Below are 18427 nucleotides of genomic sequence, written 5' to 3'. Positions count from 1 at the left end.
CCAGATGGGGCATTGATGTACCTCTTTTAAGTATGTTGTCATCGTTTTAATCATAAAAAGCAAGGGGAATACAATGACCTATCGCCGTCTTAGGGAGCGGGCTGCCAGCCAGCCATTGCTGAAGAAGAACCAGCTGTCATCGGCAGTGACTGCTGCGGTGCTGTCTTCCGCACTGGCCGTGCCGGTTTCTGCCCAGGTTCTGGAGATTGAGGAAGTTACCGTTACCGCGAGTAAGCGTGAAGAATCCGTACAGGACGTGCCGCTGGCGATTACGGCGCTGTCCGGTGAGTTCACCCAGAAAGTGAACCTTGACGATGTCAAAGACCTGGTTTCCTACACCCCTGGTGTAACCGGTAATAGCCAGGACAGCTTTATCGATGCGATCAGCGTACGTGGCATCCGCACTCAGGATTTTGGCGTGGGTGGTGATCCCTCTGCCGCGTTCTTCAAGAATGACCTCTATGAAGGACGCAATGGCTCTGCAGTGACCAGCCTTTACGATATGGAGCGCTCGGAAATTCTGCGCGGTCCCCAGGGCTTCCTGTTTGGTCGTAACTCCATCGGTGGTGCATTCAGTGTCCACACTCGCAAGGCGGAGATTACCGACGGTGTTACCGGCTATTTCGAAACTGACATCGGTCAGAATGGTCGGGTCGTAGTTGAGGGTGCGGCCAACATTGGTGTGAACGACAACTTCGCCATGCGCCTCGCGGCTTACAGTTCTCAGGAAGATGGTTTCGTTAACAATGCCTTCCCCGGCTCCGAAGACCTGATTGCCCACGAGAAGCAGGCCTTCCGTTGGTCCACGACCTTTGAGCAAGACGCGCTGTCTGTGCAGACTATGGTGGAATACGAGACCCGTGAGCAATCCGGTTCCGTCTATCGCGCAGTGGAAGAAGGGGATATCTGGGAAGCGTTCGTGGATTCCATCGGTGACCCGATGATCGGCGGCGATGCCAGCAAAGGTGATGTCGACGTCGATCGTTTCAGCGGTGACGCCGATGATGCCAACGTGCTGACGCTGGGTGTGCGTGTCGACTATGATTTCGATAACTTCACCCTGACCTCCAATACTGGTTACAAGGACCACGATTACTTCTACACCGAAGATTACGATGGTACCCCGCTGAACATTAACGACTATGGCCAGGATCAGGTAGGCGAATACTTCCAGCAGGAAGTTCGGGTAACCTCCAATAGCGAAGGCCCACTGTCGTGGTATGCCGGTGCTTCCTACTACAAGGAAGAGATCGATGCGAAGTTCCTGTTCCGTGGTGACGAAGACTTCATGTGTGCCTACTATGGCAACTACTACTATCCGGGCAATGGCTTCACCGGTTGTTCCGACCTGTATGCCTATTATGGTTACGCCTGGAGCCCCGCGGCCGACGGCAAACTGACCGAGACTGGCAATATCGTTGGCTCCTACTCTGGCTGGGCGACTTACGTCAACCTGGACTACGCGCTGACCGATACGCTGACCTTTGGTCTGGGTATGCGCTATACCAAGGACGATAAAGACTTCGCGATTAGCGTGCCTACCCCGGAAAGTGAGCTGGGCCCCTACTGGGCTTATGGTTTCTCGACTGACGGCTTCATCGATGGCAGTGAGTCCTGGGGCAAGTTGACCTCCCGTGCCATCCTGACATACCAGCCCAATGACGTAGATACCTATTTCGTCAGCTTTACCGAAGGCTTCAAGTCCGGTGGCTTTGGTAGCTTCAACCTGGCCAGTAACGCGGCTGGTGACCCTGCGATCGGTAACACCGAGCTGACCCAGGCCGATGGTTTTGGCCCGAATGTGTTTGACCCGGAAGAAATCGATTCCTTCGAAGCCGGCTACAAGAGCACCCTGTTCGATGGCCGTGCGCTGTTCGACGTGACTGCGTTCATGTACACCTATACCGACCTGCAGGTTGTGACTTTCGATGGTGGTGCTTCCATCGTGAAGAACGTGGGTGAAGTGGATAGCATGGGCCTCGAAACGTCCATTACTGCCGAGCTGAACGATCACTTCAACCTGATGTTCTCCCTCGGTTGGCTCGATAGTGAGGCCAACAAGCTGCAGGACATTTGTGGACTTGAAGACGCCAGCGGCTGTGAAGGCAGCTCCCTGTTCTGGGCGCCGGAAATCGCCGGTGCACTGGTTCTTGATGCGCACTTCCCGTTCGGCGACGGCACCATCACCGGTAGCCTGGAGACCTTCTGGGAATCCGAGCGTGGCGGTGGCTGGGAAGGCCTGGAAAGCACCAAAATCGATGCTTATCAGGACGTTGCGCTGCGCGTGGGCTATGAGTCCAACGCCAACTGGCGTGTCGATGCGTATGTTGAGAACCTGACCAATGAATTTACCTGGGACGGTCTCAACAACAATGGTGGCATTCTGCCGTCGCATTTCTTCGGACCCAAGCGTCCTCGGACGATCGGCATGCGCTTTGGTATGGACTTCGAGTAATTACTCAGCGTCCTGACCAGAAAAAGCGGTAGCGGCTCGCCGCTACCGCTTTTTTTTGTACGTCTCCCCGGCCTATAGTGGCCGACGAAGTATTAGTGGCCAAAGAAGTATCTTGGGGTAACCGCAATGACCGATCAGCGACTCAGCAAAGCCGAATTTCTCCAACACAACCTGTCGAAGGGACTGCAGGCGCTCTCCCGGGGCGATATTGATACCGCGTCCAAGTGCTGTCAGGCGGTGCTTAAGGTGCAACCGGATCTGGTACAGGGGCACTTCCTGGTTGGGTTGGTGGCACTGGAGTCGCAGCAGCCAAAAATTGCTTTCAGTGCATTCCAGTCAGTCGTCAAGCTGCAGAAAGACCATCCTGCAGCCTGGGCACACATTGCCAAACTGTTCATGCGCGACGGGCACTTCCATGCGGCGGGCAATGCATTGGAGACTGCGGAGGCCTGTGTCGGGCGGGATGGTGCGGTCAATGATCTGATCGGTACCGTCTACTCCATGATGGGGTATTACGATGAAGCGAAGCGATGTTTCCAGCGCGCACTCGACGCCGATCCTGACCACCCCGCCTACCTGCTGAACTATGCGAATAACCTGGTTTACCACGGCGAAACGGCGCTGGCCGAGCAGGCATTCGAAGACATTATTGAGCGACAAAACGACAGCCCGCAGGCGCATTGGGCACTGGCGGGTGCGCGCAAGGCCAAAGACCCGACACACGTGGAGGCCATGCGCGCGCTACTCAAACGAGAGGGTATGCCCGATCGGGCCAAGGCATTTTATTACTACGGCATTGGCAAGGAGCTGGAAGATCTCCAGCGATGGGACGAGGCCTTTGAGGCGTTTTCGTCCGGAGCGCAGGCTCGGCGTAAAACGGTTGCCTATGATGAAGTTGCGGAACAGGCGACTTTTGACTTTCTCCAGCAGCATTACACCCGTGCGTGGTTTGATACGCTGGGAGAGGGAAATCCGGATGCTTCGCCCATTTTTGTACTGGGCCAGCCACGTACCGGTACGACGCTGGTGGAGCGTATTATCACTGCCCATTCGCAGGTGCATTCCGCGGGCGAATTGCAGCAATTTGGTCTGGCCGTCCGTCGCCTGACACAATATACGGATCCGAAACGCTTCTCTGCCAAGCTGTTCGAGGGCGCCCTGAATATTGATACCTCCAAGCTCGGTGGTCTCTATCTTCAGTCTGTGGCCAAGGTGCGCGGCGATACGCCGCGTTTCGTCGACAAGCTGCCGCAAAACTACATGCTCATTCCGCTCATTCTGAAGGCCCTCCCCAATGCCAGGATTGTGCACTTGACGCGAGGTCCGATGGATGCCTGTTTTGCCAGCTACAAGCAGCTGTTCGCCGATGCCTACCTGCACTCCTACGACCAGCGTGAAATGGCCCGTCATCATGCGCGCTACCGCAAGCTGATGGATACCTGGCGGGAGCGTTTCCCGGATCGCTTCCTCGATATCTCTTATGAAGACACTGCGCGCGATCTGGAACCCAATGCGCGGCGTCTACTGGCGTTCCTTGACCTTCCGTGGGAAGACGCCTGTCTGGACTTCCACAAGCAGCAGACGGCAGTTTCTACCGCGAGCGCGGCGCAGGTGCGCGAACCCGCACACACCCGCTCCATTGGACGCTGGCGCCGTTACGAAGCCGAGCTGCAGCCAATGCTGGAGGAGCTGCAGGCACAGGGTGTGCAACCCGATTAACGAATGATTCAATCTGACGGACTGACAGCATGAGCAATAACAACAAAGCGCTGAAGCTACCCGATCTGACCCTGTTTACAGTATCGGCAATTCTGTTACTGGAAACGCTTGCCGGGGCGGCTTCAATTGGGGCCTCGAGCCTGTTCTGGTGGGTTTTCCTCGGGGTTATTTTTTATATCCCCATCGGCCTGATCAGTGCCGAGCTGGGCACCACTTACCCGGAGCAGGGGGGGATCTATGCCTGGTTGCGGAGAGCCTATGGAGGTCGCTGGGCGAGCCGGGCGATCTGGGGTTACTGGGTCAATAATGCAATGTGGATGCCTGCAATCTTTATTCTGTTTGCCGGTATTTTTTCCCAGCTGTTTTTCCCCGGGCTGACCCTGGGATGGCAGATTGCCATTGGTATCGCGCTGTCCTGGCTGGCGGTGCTCATCAATATTGTCACACTGGATATCGGCAAGTGGATTCCCGATACCGGAGCAATTCTGAAGATCCTGATTTTTGCCGCAGTGATCGGTGGATGTTTCCTGCATGTGAGTGACCATGGTCTGGCCAACCCGTTAAACACAACGACCTTGATGCCGTCGCTACAGGGTGGGCTGGAATTCATTCCGGTCATTATTTACGGCATGCTGGGTTTTGAACTGATGTGTGCGACCAGTGACGATATCGAGCAGCCCGAGCGCAATGTGCCGCGGGCGGTATTCTGGTCGGGGCTCATTATTATCACCCTCTACGCCCTCGGCACTTTCTCGGTACTGGCGGCGATCCCACTGGAAAATATCAACCTGGTCGAAGGGCTGATGGATACCCTGCAGCTCTTCTTCGGTGGCTCTGCGATGGGGAATGCGTTTGTGATGGCGCTGGGGGTTGCAGCCTTGTTCACGTTCTTTTCCAACGGTGTTACCTGGGCCATTGGTGTTAACCGTGCGGGTGCCAAGGCCGCGGAAGAGGGCGAGCTGCCGGCGATTCTCGCCTACAAGCATCCTCGCTACGGCACGCCCGTTGGTACCGCGGTGATCACCGGTGTGATCAGTACCGCTGTGTTGCTGTTGTATGGATTTATGGCCGGCAGCAATGAGGAATTGTTCTGGTCCCTGTTTGCGTTCAGTGCGGTGCTGTTCCTGTTGCCCTATATCGGCATGCTCCTGGCGTTTCTCAAAATGCGTACTACAGATGCCGAACGTCCGCGCCCCTACCGGGTTCCGGGCGGGGTTGTTGGTGCGACAATCATGGCCTGGACCTGTATTGCTGTGCTGACACTCAGTATTGTGCTGTTTGTCTATACACCGGGTGAGGGTCTGCAGTTGCCGGTGTTGTACGGTGTACTGGCCACACTCATTATCGGTGAGCTATGTATTTTCTGGGCCGAGAAACAACGCGCTCCAGTCGCAGAATCTGTGACAGGATGATTCGGAGCAAGCTGTGGAATCTTATCGCCAGCTGAATTACTGGTTCGATAGCCTCGGCAGAGAGTTGGTACCCAGAGCCTCTCTGGAAGCCGATCGACAGGTCGATGTTGCGATTGTCGGTGCGGGTTATACCGGGTTATGGACTGCGTATTATCTCAAGCGAAATAGGCCTGAACTGACGGTTGCCATCGTCGAACAGGAAGTTGCCGGCTTTGGTGCGTCGGGTCGCAACGGCGGCTGGCTGATGGGCGAATTCAGCGGTTTGGGTGAATACGTTGCCGCGTTGCCGGAAGCGGAGCGCAACACCGCGCTGGGCCTCGCGACCGGTATTGTCGATGAGGTTTCCAGCGTCTGTGCGCGAGAGGGGATTGACTGCGATCTTGCGTATGAGGGATGGCTCGCCAGCGCTGCACGCTTCCCCGTACAGCAAGACAGAGTCCGCGACGAGCTGGAGCACTACTGGTCTTTGGGCTTCACCGAAGAGGATTTCCGTTGGCTCGACGCAGGCGAAGCCCGCGACCTGGTGAATATCCGCGATACTCGCGGTGGAATGTACGCACGTCATGTAGCGGCAATCCATCCGGCCAAGCTGGTACGCGGTTTGGCGGCAGCGGTTGAGCGGATGGGTGTGACGATTTATGAGCGGTCCGCTGCCACCGATATTCAGCCGCGCAAAGTGTGTACAGAGCGCGGTTCGCTCAATGCCCAGATCGTGGTGTCTGCCCTGGAGGGTTATAGCAATACAGTGCGCTCGCCGTTCAAGCGGCATGCCCTGCCGATTGTGAGCCGACTGCTGGCGACGGAACCCCTCGAGGATAAACACTGGCAGGCTATTGGTTTTGGCCGGCGCGTTGTTAGTTCGGATGCCAGCCGGTTGGTGTCCTACATGCAACGCAGTGCGGATGATCGCCTGTTATTTGGCGCACGCGGCAGCTATGACCTTGGTGGTGTGGTACGCCAGGATCCGCGATTGCTGGATGAAGAACTTCGCACGCAGAGACAACTCCTGTTGGATTTCTTCCCTTCCCTGCAGGGAGTGGAGATCAGTCATCACTGGTGTGGGAATCTGGCTTTTTCACGGCGTATGCGGCCTGCCGCAGTGTTTGACGCGGAGTCTGGCATTGCCCTCGCGGGTGGTTATGGTGGCGAGGGGGTCGGTGCATCCAATCTTTTCGGGCGCACGCTCGCAGACCTGATTCTGCAACGGGAAACCGATCTCACGGCCATGCCCTGGGCATTGCGGGCATCACCCAATCATGTGTTGCGAGGGTGGGAGCCGGATCCATTACCCTGGATTGCGTATAAGGCCATCAACGGTATTTATCTCTGGGAAGAGACCCTCGACCTGGGTCAAGGGACCCGCTGGCAGCTGCCGTTCGCGCGGATGCTGGCCCACTGGAGCTCTGCCGCGCTGTAAGCCGACCGAGTGGATCAACGATGCTCACCGCGCAGTCCCAATACAATATCCTGTAGCGCGTCTGTATTGGCCGAGTCCGCCTCCATGGGCTTGCCGGCCACCACACTCACCCGAGACCAGAATCGACGCGGCCAGGTCGTGAAGGCCCTGCCGTCGCGGTGGCTGAAAAAGCTGCCCCACAGGCCGCGCAGCGCCATGGGGATCACCGGAACCGGGTTCTTTTGCAGAATTTTTTCGATACCGGCTTTAAAGGGCTGCAGTTCACCATTACTGGTCAGTTGCCCTTCCGGGAAGATGCACAACAGATCCCCGTCGTTCAGCGCCTGCTCAATTTCCTGAAATGCCCGCTCGTAGCCCTCTGGATCCTGTTGTCGGGAACAAATCGGGATTGCGCGGCTGGTTTTGAACACGAAATGCAGCACCGGAATTTCATAGATCGGCTTGTACATAATGAACCGGATCGGACGGCGAACGGCGCCCGCCAGGAGCAAGGCATCAACATAGCTCACATGGTTGCAGGCGATGATGGCTGGACCTTCGGTGGGGATCTGCTCCAGCCCTTCATGGCGCACGCGATACATGGTGTGCGACAGGAGCCACACCAGCATGCGCATGGCAAACTCGGGTACGCGGTTAAACACGAATACCGCAACCGCCCCGTTCATCAGTGCAATGACCAGGAAGAACTGCGGGATAGTGAAGTCGAGCACTGTGAGGAAAACGATCCCGAGAATGGCGGAGATCACCATAAACAACGCGTTCAGGATGTTGGCCACCGAGATGACCCGTGCGCGCAGCGCCTCTTCCGTGCGGTCCTGAATCAGGGCGTACAGTGGCACAATATACAGGCCGCCAAAAATACCAATCAACACCATGTGTACCAGGAATGTGTGGGCTCCTTCCGCGTGCCAGAACTCGTTGAGAGTGGGGTTTGACAGGGGTTCCAGGTTTCCGCCGATCACGGCAAGGGCGATACCCGCATAGGTCAGGCCCGCCGCACCGATGGGTACCAGCCCCAACTCGATACGTCCGCCAGAGAGTCGTGCGCACAGCAGAGAGCCGATAGCGACGCCTATGGTAAAGCTGCACAACAGCAATGCCACGAGGGTCTCGCTGCCCTCCAGTACATTTTTGCTAAAGCTTGGCACCTGGGTAAGGTACGCCGAGCCCAGCAGCCAGAACCACGAAATGCCAATAATGGAATAGAACACCGCGGGTTTGTGCCGAATCTCGTCAATGACCTTACGTACCGGGGGGACAGGGTTCAGATGGATTTTCAAATCCGGTACCGCGGGAGGCGCACTGGGAATAAAGCGACATGCCCAGTAACCCAGCAGTGCCACAGATACGATCATCATCGCGATCCAGGGGCTGCTACTTTCGGAATTGCTCGCGCCAGAGAGCACCGTACCGACAATGGTGCCACTGAGAATCGCCACGAAAGTGGCCATCTCCACCAGGGCGTTGCCACTCATCAACTCGGAACGACGCAGGTGCTGCGGCAGAATCGCATATTTGATGGGGCCAAAAAAGGCGGACTGTACGCCCAGTAAAAACAGCACGAGTAGGCACAGGGCATTGTTTTGCAAGAACAGTGCGGCGACGCCCAGCAGGCAGATTCCGATCTCTGCCAGTTTGATTCGACGGATGAGGAGGCTCTTGTCGTACTTGTCGGCGATCTGACCTGCGGTGGCGGAGAACAGGAAAAAGGGCAGTATGAAGAGCGCAGCGGCGAGATTATTGAGTGAATTTGCCGCGTCAGCGGTCAGCCGGAAGGCAATAAGTACCATTAAGGCACTTTTGAATACATTGTCATTAAAGGCGCCAAGGAGCTGCGTCAGGAAATACGGCAGAAAGCGCCGGGTGCGAAGAAGCTCAAATTGATTGTTATGTGCCATGCGATTGTCCGTCCGCGGTGCGCTTTCCAGAAAATAGAGGTTTTTCTTTCGAACCTGATTGTTATCGAAGGTTCTATGGAGATTCAACGGATATTTGCGCGTCGCTCGAGTACACCTGGCGTGCCCGATCAGGCTGGTCGGTGAAAATTCCATCGATGGCGTGCTCATCGCGCAGCTGGACCAGGGTTTGTTCAAAGGCAGGCATTCTATTCCGCTTTTTGGTCGGCAGGCCGGCAAACGGAGCGAGCGCATCGGCGCGTAGCGTGAACGGATGGACCTGAAGCTGGTTCTGCCGGGCAAGCTCCACGAAGGGCCGGCCTGCATCGCTAGTTTTCAGCATGCCCAGAGCCGGACCGACACCCTGGGCGTAGCCAGCGATCTTCTCCAGCCCGGCAGCGGTGAGCATCCAGGAGTAGTCATAGGGCGCCCAGCGTCCCGCCTCTTCCTCCATGGTCTCATTCCAGTCATTTTCTGCGATCAACTGCACCAGCGCGATATCCATATCCATTTCAGGCAGCAGATCGGAGCGAACACGCTGGAGTTCATTGGCATCGAAACTCTGCAGGAAAACCTTGTCCTGCGGTTGCGTATAGCCGTATTGCTTCAGGGTCTCCAGGGCCCGGCGGGCGATGTCCTTGCCTTCTCGATGGTGAAACCATGGCTTCTTGATTTCCGGGTAGATTCCGATGTCGTACCCGAGCGTTTTATTCAGCCCCTGAATCAGCTCAATTGCCTCCTCAAAGGTTGCCAGCTCGAAGCTCGATTTCCACAGCGGGAAGCGACCTGCAAATCTCGGTCGGGTGGTGTTGGCGATACGAAAGAAGGGGGAGGTGACCTGGAGCGTTTTCAGTTCGGCCAAGGTGAAATCAATCGCATAAAAATGGCCATCCGCTCGTGCTTTTTCCGGATAGCGGCTGGCGACATCGGTGATATTGTCGAGATAGAGATCATGCATGACGATCAGATGATCATCTTTGCTCAAGACCAGATCCTGTTCGATGTAGTCGGGCCGCATGGCGTAGGCGAGGGCCGTGGCCTCGAGCGTATGTTCCGGCAGATAGCCGGAGGCACCACGATGTGCGATGACCAGGGGCTGCTCCTCTGCTACCAGGCTGGCAGGGCTGCCGATCAGCAGAAGAGCAATGACGAAGAGCGACGTAAAGGGTATTCGGAACATACTAGGGCTAGTGTGTACGGGATTGCGGAATTCAGGTCACCCTAGCCCGGCCATATGACTGTTTGGTGACAGCGCGTGGGGGAGGGAACCTGTGGGCTCACGCAGCGCCGAGCGACACCAGAAGCCCAATCTGCAATTTGCAACAGAGGATGGTTGGTGGCGAACGCAAGGCAGGCGGTCCGCGTTCGCGCAAGGGGCAGTCGCAAACTGCGCGTCCGCCCCTTGTCTCCCGCTATTCGACCGGTGCTTCTGTGGTCCACTGGTAACCGTGAAACTGCTCGCGCAGATCCTTTTTACTGATTTTGCCTGTGGCGGTGTGTGGAAGTTGTTCAACGATGACGCAGTCGTCTGGTTTCCACCAGCTGGCCACTTTGCCATCGAAACTTTGCAGTATCTGCTGCGGATCGGGAGAGGCTCCCGGTGCAGGCACGATCACCAGCAGTGGGCGCTCTGCCCACTTGTCATGGTGCACACCAATGACTGCTGCTTCGGCAACACCTGCGAAGGTCATCGCGACGTTTTCCAGCTCGATCGATGAAATCCACTCGCCGCCGGATTTGATCACATCTTTGGTGCGGTCTGTGATACCCAGATAGCCCTGGGGATCGATTGTGGCAACATCCCCGGTATCGAACCAGCCGTCGGCGGAGAGTGCTGACTCTTCTGCTCGGAAATAGCGCTCACAGACCCAGGGGCCTCTCACTTGCAGCGCACCGAAGGCTTCGCCATCGTGTGGCAGTGCGGTGCCCTGCTCATCCACGATTCGCATCTCCACGCCAAAGCCGGCGCGCCCCTGCTTCAGGCGCAGCGCGCGCGCCTGTTCCGGTGGCAGCCCTTCGGGAACGCGGGCGTTGTATGTTCCCAGCGGGCTCATTTCGGTCATGCCCCAGGCGTGGTGCACGTAGACTCCATGTTGCCGCTCGAACTCTTCCATGATGCTCCAGGGACAGGCAGAGCCGCCTACCACGACACGGCTCAGCGACGGGATAGTCTGTTGCGCGTCTTTGAGGTAGTTGAGTAACGCCAACCAGACGGTAGGCACACCGGCCGCAATGGTCACGTTGTCGTCGCGCATCATACGTGTCAGTGTCTCGCCATCTGCCATTTTTGGACCCGGCAGTACCAGCTTGGCACCGACCGCCGGCACCGCATAGGGTATCGCCCAGGCGTTGACATGGAACATCGGGACAACCGGTAGCACGGCGTCCTCTTCGCTCAAACCGAAAATATCCGGCAGCAGGATGCAGTAAGTATGCAGCACCAGCGCGCGGTGGCTGTACAGTACGCCTTTTGGGTTGCCTGTGGTACCTGACGTGTAGCACAGGGCGGCGGCGGAGTGCTCGTCGAGCTCTGGCCACTCAAACGTGTCGGGCATATCCGCAATCAGTGTCTCGTAGCAGTGCAGATTCGGCAGGCTACTGTCTGGCATATGTGCTGCGTCAGTCAGTACAACAATACCCTCAACGCTCGTCAGTTTGTCGGCGATCGCTTCGAGCAGCGGTACAAACATGGGATCGACAAACAGCCACCGATCTTCGGCATGATTGATGATGTAGGCAATTTGCTCGGGAAACAGACGGGGGTTGATGGTGTGGCAGACCAGGCCGCTACATGACGTGCCGTAGTACAGCTCAAAATGACGGTAATCATTCCATGCGAGCGTTCCAATCCGATCTCCCTGCGTCGCGCCAAGTCGGGATAGCGCATGCGCGAGCTGAGCACTGCGAGCGAATGCTTCACGGTAGGTATACCGGTGATTAGGGTTGTCTAATGTGAAGGATACGATTTCCTGGTCTGGGAAATGCGCAAGCGTATGGCGGATTACACCGCTCAAATTGAGTTGGGAATTCATCATCAGGCCGAACATCGTCACCACTCCTTTGTTATTTTTTTGGCTGGTCTAGTCGTCAGTACAGCTTTGGTTTTTGAGTTACTTTGTTATCCGTGTTTGTCGAAATTGAGTGAGTGCAATTGCATTTGTGCGAAGAGCTGGCGACTCCTTGAACAGCGCCGCCAGCGGTATGGCGATATGGTTACTGCACGATCTTGATCCATTCTCCCGCTTCGGGTTCGCCGCGCGGATAGTATCCATTCAGCAGCCTTAACTGTTCTTCGGCGTATTCACCAATCTCCATATGGCGCGCCAAAGATGAGAAGGTCGTTTTGTCATTCGCCTGTACGTAACGAATCCTTCTCACGTCAGGTTGTTGGATGTCACTTTTACGCAGTGGGCGGAAGCTGCGAATACTGGTTAGGAACAGGTCATCATATTGCTCTGGCGTTTTCTCTTCGGCGGCTTCTGCAGCGAGAATACGTCCTTCCAGCAGATACTGGCGGCTGCCATAGTAAATGACAGCGACACGATCCGGGCTGGTTTCCGTTTGCGCGGGCAATTTTCCGGTATGCCCCTGCAAGCGGTATTGGTTGAGTTGCTCGTCATCCTTGAGTGTGCGCACGTCATAGGCTTCCCGCAAGGCCATATCCGCTGGTTGATTGCCGGACCGCTGATCTACCCGAATGGTGATGCTGGCGGTGCCGTCCGGGGAGGTGCCGACGATGGATGAGCGTTGGTTCTCCACTTTCCATTCCTGTGGGAACAGCAAAGAGAAGCCCAGACGTTTGTGGTTGTAGCGGTTCTTCTCTGACTGCTGTGCATTTCGCCCGTAAACGATACCCTCGGTCTTGTCCCGATAGTTTTCTACCTTCAGCATGCGTTTCTCTTCCGGTACAGCGAGTTCACCGGCGGCGGCTACCGCTTCCTGAAGACGAATGTCATTGCGCGGGTGGGTCGAAAAGACGCCGTGATAGGTTTTTGGCTTCTTGCCCTCAACACGTGCGCGACGACGGGCGAAGGTTTCCTGGTCCTTGAGCAGGCCGATTACGTTAATCATGGACTGCGGATCATATCCGGCGTTATGCATGTACTGTGCGCCAAAGCGGTCGGCTTCCAGCTCCATCTCCCTGCCGTAGCCCTTGACCGCAGCAGTGGTCCACAGGTTGGCCACATCGCCGACGACGCCACTGCCGGTCACCAGCACCGACAGGACAGATGCAACACCGGCACCGGTTGCTGCGGTTTTCTGACGCACTGCATGGCGTGCGGTGATATGGCCGACTTCGTGGGCGAGCACGGCAGCCATCTCTGCTTCCGAGTGCAGGTACGTCAGGAGGCCGCGATTGATATAGATATAGCCACCGGGCAGTGCAAAGGCGTTGATGTCCTGGCTGTCGATAATAGTGAAGTGATAGGTCAGTTCCGGCCTGTCACTGGCTTTCGCTACCTTTTGGCCTACATAGTCCACATAGGCGGTCAAAACCGGGTCGCGGTAAATCGGCGTGCTTTCGACAATTTTCTCGTGCATTTCCTTGCCGATGCGAATCTCCTTCTCCTCCGACATCAGCACCAGGTCTGGTCGGTTGGTAGCGGGATTAAATGCACACCCTGCCATTGCTACTACGACAAGGGACAATAGCAGCTTCGACAGCACATTCTTATTTTGAGTTTTCATTGTCGTTTGACCTCCCTAGCTAGTGGGACCCTGGCCCGGCAGCAAAAACTCCTGCAGCTGGGATGCCATGCCTTTACAGGCATTGGTTTGTACTCGGGCGATGAGTGGAATGGGTACCACGATGGCCGGCATGTAGGACGTTCCCTTTGCGTCTGCATTGAGTTTGCCCGACAGTTCCTGATCCTGGAAGTCCCATACAGATGCCTCGTAATCGGATTCCTTGTCCCAGGTGCCAAAGCCAAAACATCCTGCACCGCCGGTGCCGATTGAGCAGCCGATCGAACCGGCGCTGGCAGTGGTCTCTGTGGAGCCATCAATCCACACAATGTATTTCACTCCGAACTGCTCAAGGCGCTCGCGCACATTGGGAACTTCCATCAGCCGATCGAGAGACTTGAGGTGTAACGGGGCCGTGCGGGGTTCAAACCAGGGATACATGGCATCGACGAACTGCTGTTCGGGTATCACGGTAACACCGCGGTCGGGATCGTGAAGTTCTCGCCCTACACAGTCAATCAGGTCGGGTTCCGTTTCGTAGTCACTGGAGTGGCGCCGCCCAAGAATTACGACCGTATCACCCTCGGCGAGTTCACCGGAACTGCGGCGGTACTCATCGATGACTACGGTTGTGCATCCCGTTAGCCAGAGAAGACTGAAAAAAAATACAATCCTGGACATGGCAACCTCCTGTTAGTCCACGGGTTGATCGTTGCTGGCGGCATCCTGCGGAGCCTGCAGTGAGAGTGCACGCTGCTTGCTGGCCACCAGAGCTTGTATTTCCGGGATGCGTGCAAAACCCGTGTACAGTGTCGCACCTGCATCTCTCAGGGCGACATCAATGGCCTGTGCTAGCGCGTCTTCCTGGGACTTGAGAAATGCTGTTGGGGTTTTTCCATACGCGGTAATCACCCAGTTGGCGACTTGTTCGCCCTGTGGGTCATAGGCATGCATGTCGTATTTGATCCATACCTCGAAAATATTGACCCGAGTTTCCCTCGGCATGGTGAACTGAAGCTCCCGCACCTCCGGGACAATCACCAACTCCACACTGCCGGGTAACTCCTGTGGGTAACGCGCCAGCGGTATCGCATCGGTAAACATGGATGTCAGCACCGTTTCGAAGAGGTTCTTCTGTGCCTGGCCAGTGTTGATGTTCCATTCCTCGCGATCTTCACTATCTTCGTGATAGGTGAACTTTCGGAAATCCTCACTCAGGTAGAACCCTACGGTAAGCGGATACTGATTGCCCACCGGCTCAGGGTACTTACTGGAAACATTGATTGTATGTGAGCAGCCGCTGATCACCAGAGAGGTGGCAATGAAAAGCCATTGCACAGGCCGCATAATTCCATTTCTTCCGACAACCATTCTTCTCTCCTGAGCAGGGTATTACCTGCGGAAATCATTCAGTCCCACAAAAGTGCCCCCATTGCGATAGGTCAGTTCACGCATCAATGCAGCAAATCTCAGGCCGGTGGTCTGAAGATGCTCCGGGCGGGAAAACTGAATGGGGAATCCGATGGCGTGAATACGGACATTGCGCTTTTCTTCGCCATGCTGGGCATTGACGCGATCCACGGCGAGCATCACATTGCGAATTGACCGGCCGGTGAATTCATCTCCCAAAACATAAATACTGATTTTTTTATCCGGGTCATAAAAACTTCGGACGGCTTTCTGGATGCCTTCGACAGGGCTGGAGTTGCTGAAGGGATTCCAGGAGCCCAGGCGTTTGAGAATCGCTGAACGACGACCGGGCGTGTCGGGAATCCATTTGCCCCGGTAGTTGGAGAACATATAGTCCCCCATATCGTTCATGACCTGAATCCCCTTAACATTGGGATACAGATCCAGCGTGTTGACCATCTCGTCCATCATCCGGTCCCAGCCGTAATTAAACATACTGCCGGAAGTGTCGATAATGAACAGCACGTATTCGCTGTCTACGGGAATACCGCCAATGACATTGTTTTTGCGCTGATAGTTTTCCCCGAGCAGTCGCCGCATTTCTGCCGTCATTGACTGAAGGGCAACGGTCAGCTCGCCCTTGAGTTTGCCTTCCTCGCTTTCTCCCTCTGTACGACTGGCATACTGCGCTTCCAGGGCTTCCAGCTCGCCACGCAGATTGGCAATACGGTCCCGCTCAATATCGAGCTGTTCACGCTTGGCATTCAGGTCCCGATTGAGAATGCGCGTCTCGCCGCGAATCTCCGCAAGCTGTTGCTGCAAGTCCGCCACCCTGCCATCCAGGTCGAGTTCGGCTTCCTCCAGTACGATAGGTTCCACCGTCTTGGCAATCATCAGCAGCAATACGATGGCACCAAAGCCACAGCAGATCACGTCCAGAAACGAAATGCTGAACTCTTCAGAGGAGCGTTTGTTACGATTACGCCTCATGGCCAGTCCCTCGAAGGTGCCAGGAAGGAGCCGTCAGTCTCCATCGCCAGCTTCCAGAATTCGCTGGCGGCGAAAGGGTCGCCCTCCATGGGTGCCAGAATAATGTTGACCGGAACGCCCTTGGGCAGGGCTCTGACCGCCCGATCAAAGAGCTTGCGTCGCTCGCGCGCATCTACCGTATTACCGCGAGGCCGCTTCATGCCCTGTGTGGGCAAGCCGTCGGTGATCAGGATGATGTTGTCAGGCAGTGGTGACATGGTGCTGACTGCGGCAAAAACGCGCTCGAGACTGGTGCCGCCTTCCGGGGTTACCTCGTACAGTGCCTGTACGGCGTCATCGAGCTGGTCCCGATCGTCGACATTCAGCCAGCGATCCTCAGTGCCGGAGAGCGCAGCGCTAAAGCCGGTATTGAATGTGTAAATCTGGTACTGGCTGTCCTGCGGGAACTGTGCGGTAAGCCAGGAAACGGTATCCACGGCGCGCCGCCACTTGTCGGCCTCTCGCTTGGTTCTGGAGGACATATTGCGGATACGGATGACCTTGATGAGTTCGTCCGCCAGCATACTGGCGGAAGAATCCAGCAATACCAGGATCCGGTTACCGCCGAGGCGCAGGCCGGTCAGGTACTGGCGATCTCCATCGCCGACGAATTTCCGGACATTATTACCAAGCTTTTTGTTTTCCGCTTCCAGGTCTTTCTTCGCTTCCTCGAGCTTCTTCAGCTTATCCTGCAGACGCTTGATATCCTCTTCGTCTGTGTTGCTGTCGATCTCCGCAAGGTTGCCCTTGATCTCATCGATTTGCTCGAGGATTCTTCGCGCCAAACCCTGGGCGTCCGCCAGATCATCGGTCGTGGTGTCGAGGGTATTACGGGCAAGTACCAGGTGTTCCCGGCCGAACTCCACTTCTTCTTCCAGCAAGTTCACTTCTGCCGTCAGGTCCTGGTTCTTCGCCTCGATATCCTGATCGGTGCCGTGTTTGATAATCAGGAAAATCAGGGCAACCGCACCAAATCCACAGGACATGATGTCGAGGAACGACAGGCTTGCGGTGCTGAATCGCCGATTCTTACGCGCCATAGTGCTCTACACTGATTGCCGTGATGACCTGTTGTGTCTCCTGGGCGGCTTTTGCATTCTGCGCTGCAACAGCCCCGATGCGATCCCCGGCAGACAGGTTGACCGGTGCATCAATTTCTTCACCGTTCAGCATCAGCTGTGCTCCGGCATCCACTCGCATTGCCAGGCGCCCCGCATGATTGGTCACGGTTGCCGCCGGGTGCGTGGGTGGCGTTGGAGTGACGCTCAGTTTGCCATCCTGCCAACTGACAAATAGCGGCTGCTGGGCAGCCAGTGCACGGTTGCCAAACAGCAAGTGCGTTGCAGCGGCATCGGTTGCGCTGTTGACCTTAACCGCAACCTCGTTGGCGGGTGCGGAGGGGAGGGTGGTTACCAGTCGCAATGCGGCCGTCTCACTGTGTATCTCCTGCCAGCGTTTCGCCACGGCATTGGCGATCGCATCGTGGGGTAGCAGGTGAATACGCTCGGCTAATTGGGCACCGGCGGGAATGTCAGCCCAGCGGTGAGACACAAACACCACGCTGGATGCCTCGCTGAGAGTCTCAATCAGGGCCCTCACCCGGGAAAGGATTGGGGCAGATGCATCCTGCAGTTGGCGCAGGCTCACTTTCGCAGTGCGGTCCTCGAGTTCTGCCAGAACTTCGCCCTGACGCATAGCGTTGCTGATCCATTGCGGCATCAGGTCATAAAGCTGCTGTTCGGCTTCTGCGGAGTGCAGGGGATCAAAACGACACTGCATGATAAAGGCGTCGGTGAACACTCGTGCCCAGGCATCCTGAAGATGCTGCAGCCCTGCGTCACTGGCCGCTTCCGCCATATCCAGTACCGCCTGCTCATGGATGGCGACACGGCTGACCAGGGTCTGGTGACGCTGAAGCTCTACGTGCAGGTGCACCCCCCGCGGGGCCACACTGGACAGGCAGGCGGTGGCGCTATCTACCAGCCCGACCGCATTAACGGGGCTCTCGTTGACGATACCCAGAAGCAGGGCCAGCTGTTCCCGGGTAAAGTTACCGGGTACCGCGAGCATGACTTCCTGGGGCAGGTCGCAATGATCCGCAATGTCGACCAGCTGGCAGTAGGCCAGGTCGGCATGGTGGCGGCAGCGCGCATTCTCTGAACTCAGGGTTTCCAGGCTGAGCCGCCGCCAGAACTGGTTGTTGACTTGCGTTGGATGGCTTCGTGCCCGCATTTGTGCTGCGGTCCCTACGAGAATCTTCTGTGGCTCCACCACGGCGATTCCGGGACTTTCCAGTATTTCATCCGTGCCGCTAAACACCCGCAGCCCACTGTCATTGATTTCCAGTACACCTTGACCCATTGGGTTACTCCTGTCTGTTTAGGATCGCCGCGTTGATCCCGCG

At 56.5% G+C, this 18427-nt stretch carries 13 protein-coding genes; 4 read left to right on the top strand and 9 right to left on the bottom strand.

Annotated features, from left to right (window positions below):
* Positions 1–73 precede the first annotated feature (73 nt).
* From ACXAD0_RS17470 to ACXAD0_RS17455, 4 genes are all read left to right on the top strand, one after another.
* Positions 74–2455 (top strand): TonB-dependent receptor, encoded by a 2382-nt coding sequence (locus tag ACXAD0_RS17470; RefSeq protein ID WP_475089998.1) that lies wholly within the window; start codon positions 74–76, stop codon positions 2453–2455.
* A 126-nt stretch (positions 2456–2581) separates the two neighbouring features.
* A complete protein-coding gene (locus ACXAD0_RS17465) occupies positions 2582–4174 on the top strand; it encodes a tetratricopeptide repeat-containing sulfotransferase family protein (protein ID WP_475089996.1) in 1593 nt (530 codons plus the stop codon).
* 29 nt (positions 4175–4203) lie between these two features.
* On the top strand, positions 4204–5586 hold the full coding sequence (locus tag ACXAD0_RS17460; RefSeq protein WP_475089994.1) for an APC family permease: 1383 nt from the start codon (positions 4204–4206) through the stop codon (positions 5584–5586).
* A gap of 13 nt (positions 5587–5599) precedes the next feature.
* Complete coding sequence (locus ACXAD0_RS17455; protein ID WP_475089993.1) at positions 5600–7003, top strand: NAD(P)/FAD-dependent oxidoreductase; 1404 nt, start codon at positions 5600–5602, stop codon at positions 7001–7003.
* A 14-nt stretch (positions 7004–7017) separates the two neighbouring features.
* On the opposite strand, the gene ACXAD0_RS17450 is transcribed toward ACXAD0_RS17455, so the two are convergent.
* The 9 genes from ACXAD0_RS17450 to ACXAD0_RS17410 form a co-directional block, all read right to left on the bottom strand.
* The gene (locus ACXAD0_RS17450; RefSeq protein ID WP_475089991.1) at positions 7018–8901 is read right to left on the bottom strand and encodes an MFS transporter; all 1884 of its coding nucleotides are present in this window, start codon (positions 8899–8901) and stop codon (positions 7018–7020) included.
* A 73-nt stretch (positions 8902–8974) separates the two neighbouring features.
* Positions 8975–10078, bottom strand: a complete 1104-nt coding sequence (gene glpQ, locus ACXAD0_RS17445) for a glycerophosphodiester phosphodiesterase (protein ID WP_475089989.1) — start codon at positions 10076–10078, stop codon at positions 8975–8977.
* Between the two features lie 232 nt (positions 10079–10310).
* Positions 10311–11945: a long-chain-fatty-acid--CoA ligase gene (locus tag ACXAD0_RS17440; protein ID WP_475089987.1), complete on the bottom strand. Its 1635-nt coding sequence runs from the start codon at positions 11943–11945 to the stop codon at positions 10311–10313.
* Between the two features lie 166 nt (positions 11946–12111).
* Positions 12112–13587 carry a M48 family metalloprotease gene (locus tag ACXAD0_RS17435; protein WP_475089985.1) on the bottom strand — a complete coding sequence of 492 codons (1476 nt, stop codon included), beginning with the start codon at positions 13585–13587 and terminating at the stop codon, positions 12112–12114.
* Positions 13588–13602: 15 nt separating this feature from the next.
* The gene (locus ACXAD0_RS17430) at positions 13603–14265 is read right to left on the bottom strand and encodes a hypothetical protein (RefSeq protein WP_475089983.1); all 663 of its coding nucleotides are present in this window, start codon (positions 14263–14265) and stop codon (positions 13603–13605) included.
* Positions 14266–14277: 12 nt separating this feature from the next.
* Positions 14278–14922 carry a hypothetical protein gene (locus ACXAD0_RS17425; protein WP_475089982.1) on the bottom strand — a complete coding sequence of 215 codons (645 nt, stop codon included), beginning with the start codon at positions 14920–14922 and terminating at the stop codon, positions 14278–14280.
* Positions 14923–14976: 54 nt separating this feature from the next.
* Positions 14977–15984: a VWA domain-containing protein gene (locus ACXAD0_RS17420; RefSeq protein ID WP_475089981.1), complete on the bottom strand. Its 1008-nt coding sequence runs from the start codon at positions 15982–15984 to the stop codon at positions 14977–14979.
* Positions 15981–17063: a vWA domain-containing protein gene (locus ACXAD0_RS17415; protein WP_475089980.1), complete on the bottom strand. Its 1083-nt coding sequence runs from the start codon at positions 17061–17063 to the stop codon at positions 15981–15983. The genes ACXAD0_RS17420 and ACXAD0_RS17415 overlap by 4 nt, the downstream gene beginning before the upstream one ends.
* Positions 17053–18384 (bottom strand): hypothetical protein, encoded by a 1332-nt coding sequence (locus tag ACXAD0_RS17410; RefSeq protein WP_475089979.1) that lies wholly within the window; start codon positions 18382–18384, stop codon positions 17053–17055. Before ACXAD0_RS17410 ends, ACXAD0_RS17415 begins: the two co-directional genes overlap by 11 nt.
* Positions 18385–18427: the final 43 nt, after the last annotated feature.

Source organism: Microbulbifer sp. ABF4_148, from assembly GCF_056158985.1.
Note: the sequence above shows the minus strand (reverse complement) of the source record. Positions and strands in the feature narration are given on the sequence as shown.

Bases quoted from the DNA above. Each gene is read 5' to 3' on its own strand.
- ACXAD0_RS17470 (WP_475089998.1), top strand. From the start codon at position 74: ATGACCTATCGCCGTCTTAGGGAGCGGGCTGCCAGCCAGCCATTGCTG.
- ACXAD0_RS17465 (WP_475089996.1), top strand. From the start codon at position 2,582: ATGACCGATCAGCGACTCAGCAAAGCCGAATTTCTCCAACACAACCTG.
- ACXAD0_RS17460 (WP_475089994.1), top strand. From the start codon at position 4,204: ATGAGCAATAACAACAAAGCGCTGAAGCTACCCGATCTGACCCTGTTT.
- ACXAD0_RS17450 (WP_475089991.1), bottom strand. From the start codon at position 8,901: ATGGCACATAACAATCAATTTGAGCTTCTTCGCACCCGGCGCTTTCTG.
- glpQ (WP_475089989.1), bottom strand. From the start codon at position 10,078: ATGTTCCGAATACCCTTTACGTCGCTCTTCGTCATTGCTCTTCTGCTG.
- ACXAD0_RS17440 (WP_475089987.1), bottom strand. From the start codon at position 11,945: ATGTTCGGCCTGATGATGAATTCCCAACTCAATTTGAGCGGTGTAATC.
- ACXAD0_RS17435 (WP_475089985.1), bottom strand. From the start codon at position 13,587: ATGAAAACTCAAAATAAGAATGTGCTGTCGAAGCTGCTATTGTCCCTT.
- ACXAD0_RS17430 (WP_475089983.1), bottom strand. From the start codon at position 14,265: ATGTCCAGGATTGTATTTTTTTTCAGTCTTCTCTGGCTAACGGGATGC.
- ACXAD0_RS17420 (WP_475089981.1), bottom strand. From the start codon at position 15,984: ATGAGGCGTAATCGTAACAAACGCTCCTCTGAAGAGTTCAGCATTTCG.
- ACXAD0_RS17415 (WP_475089980.1), bottom strand. From the start codon at position 17,063: ATGGCGCGTAAGAATCGGCGATTCAGCACCGCAAGCCTGTCGTTCCTC.
- ACXAD0_RS17410 (WP_475089979.1), bottom strand. From the start codon at position 18,384: ATGGGTCAAGGTGTACTGGAAATCAATGACAGTGGGCTGCGGGTGTTT.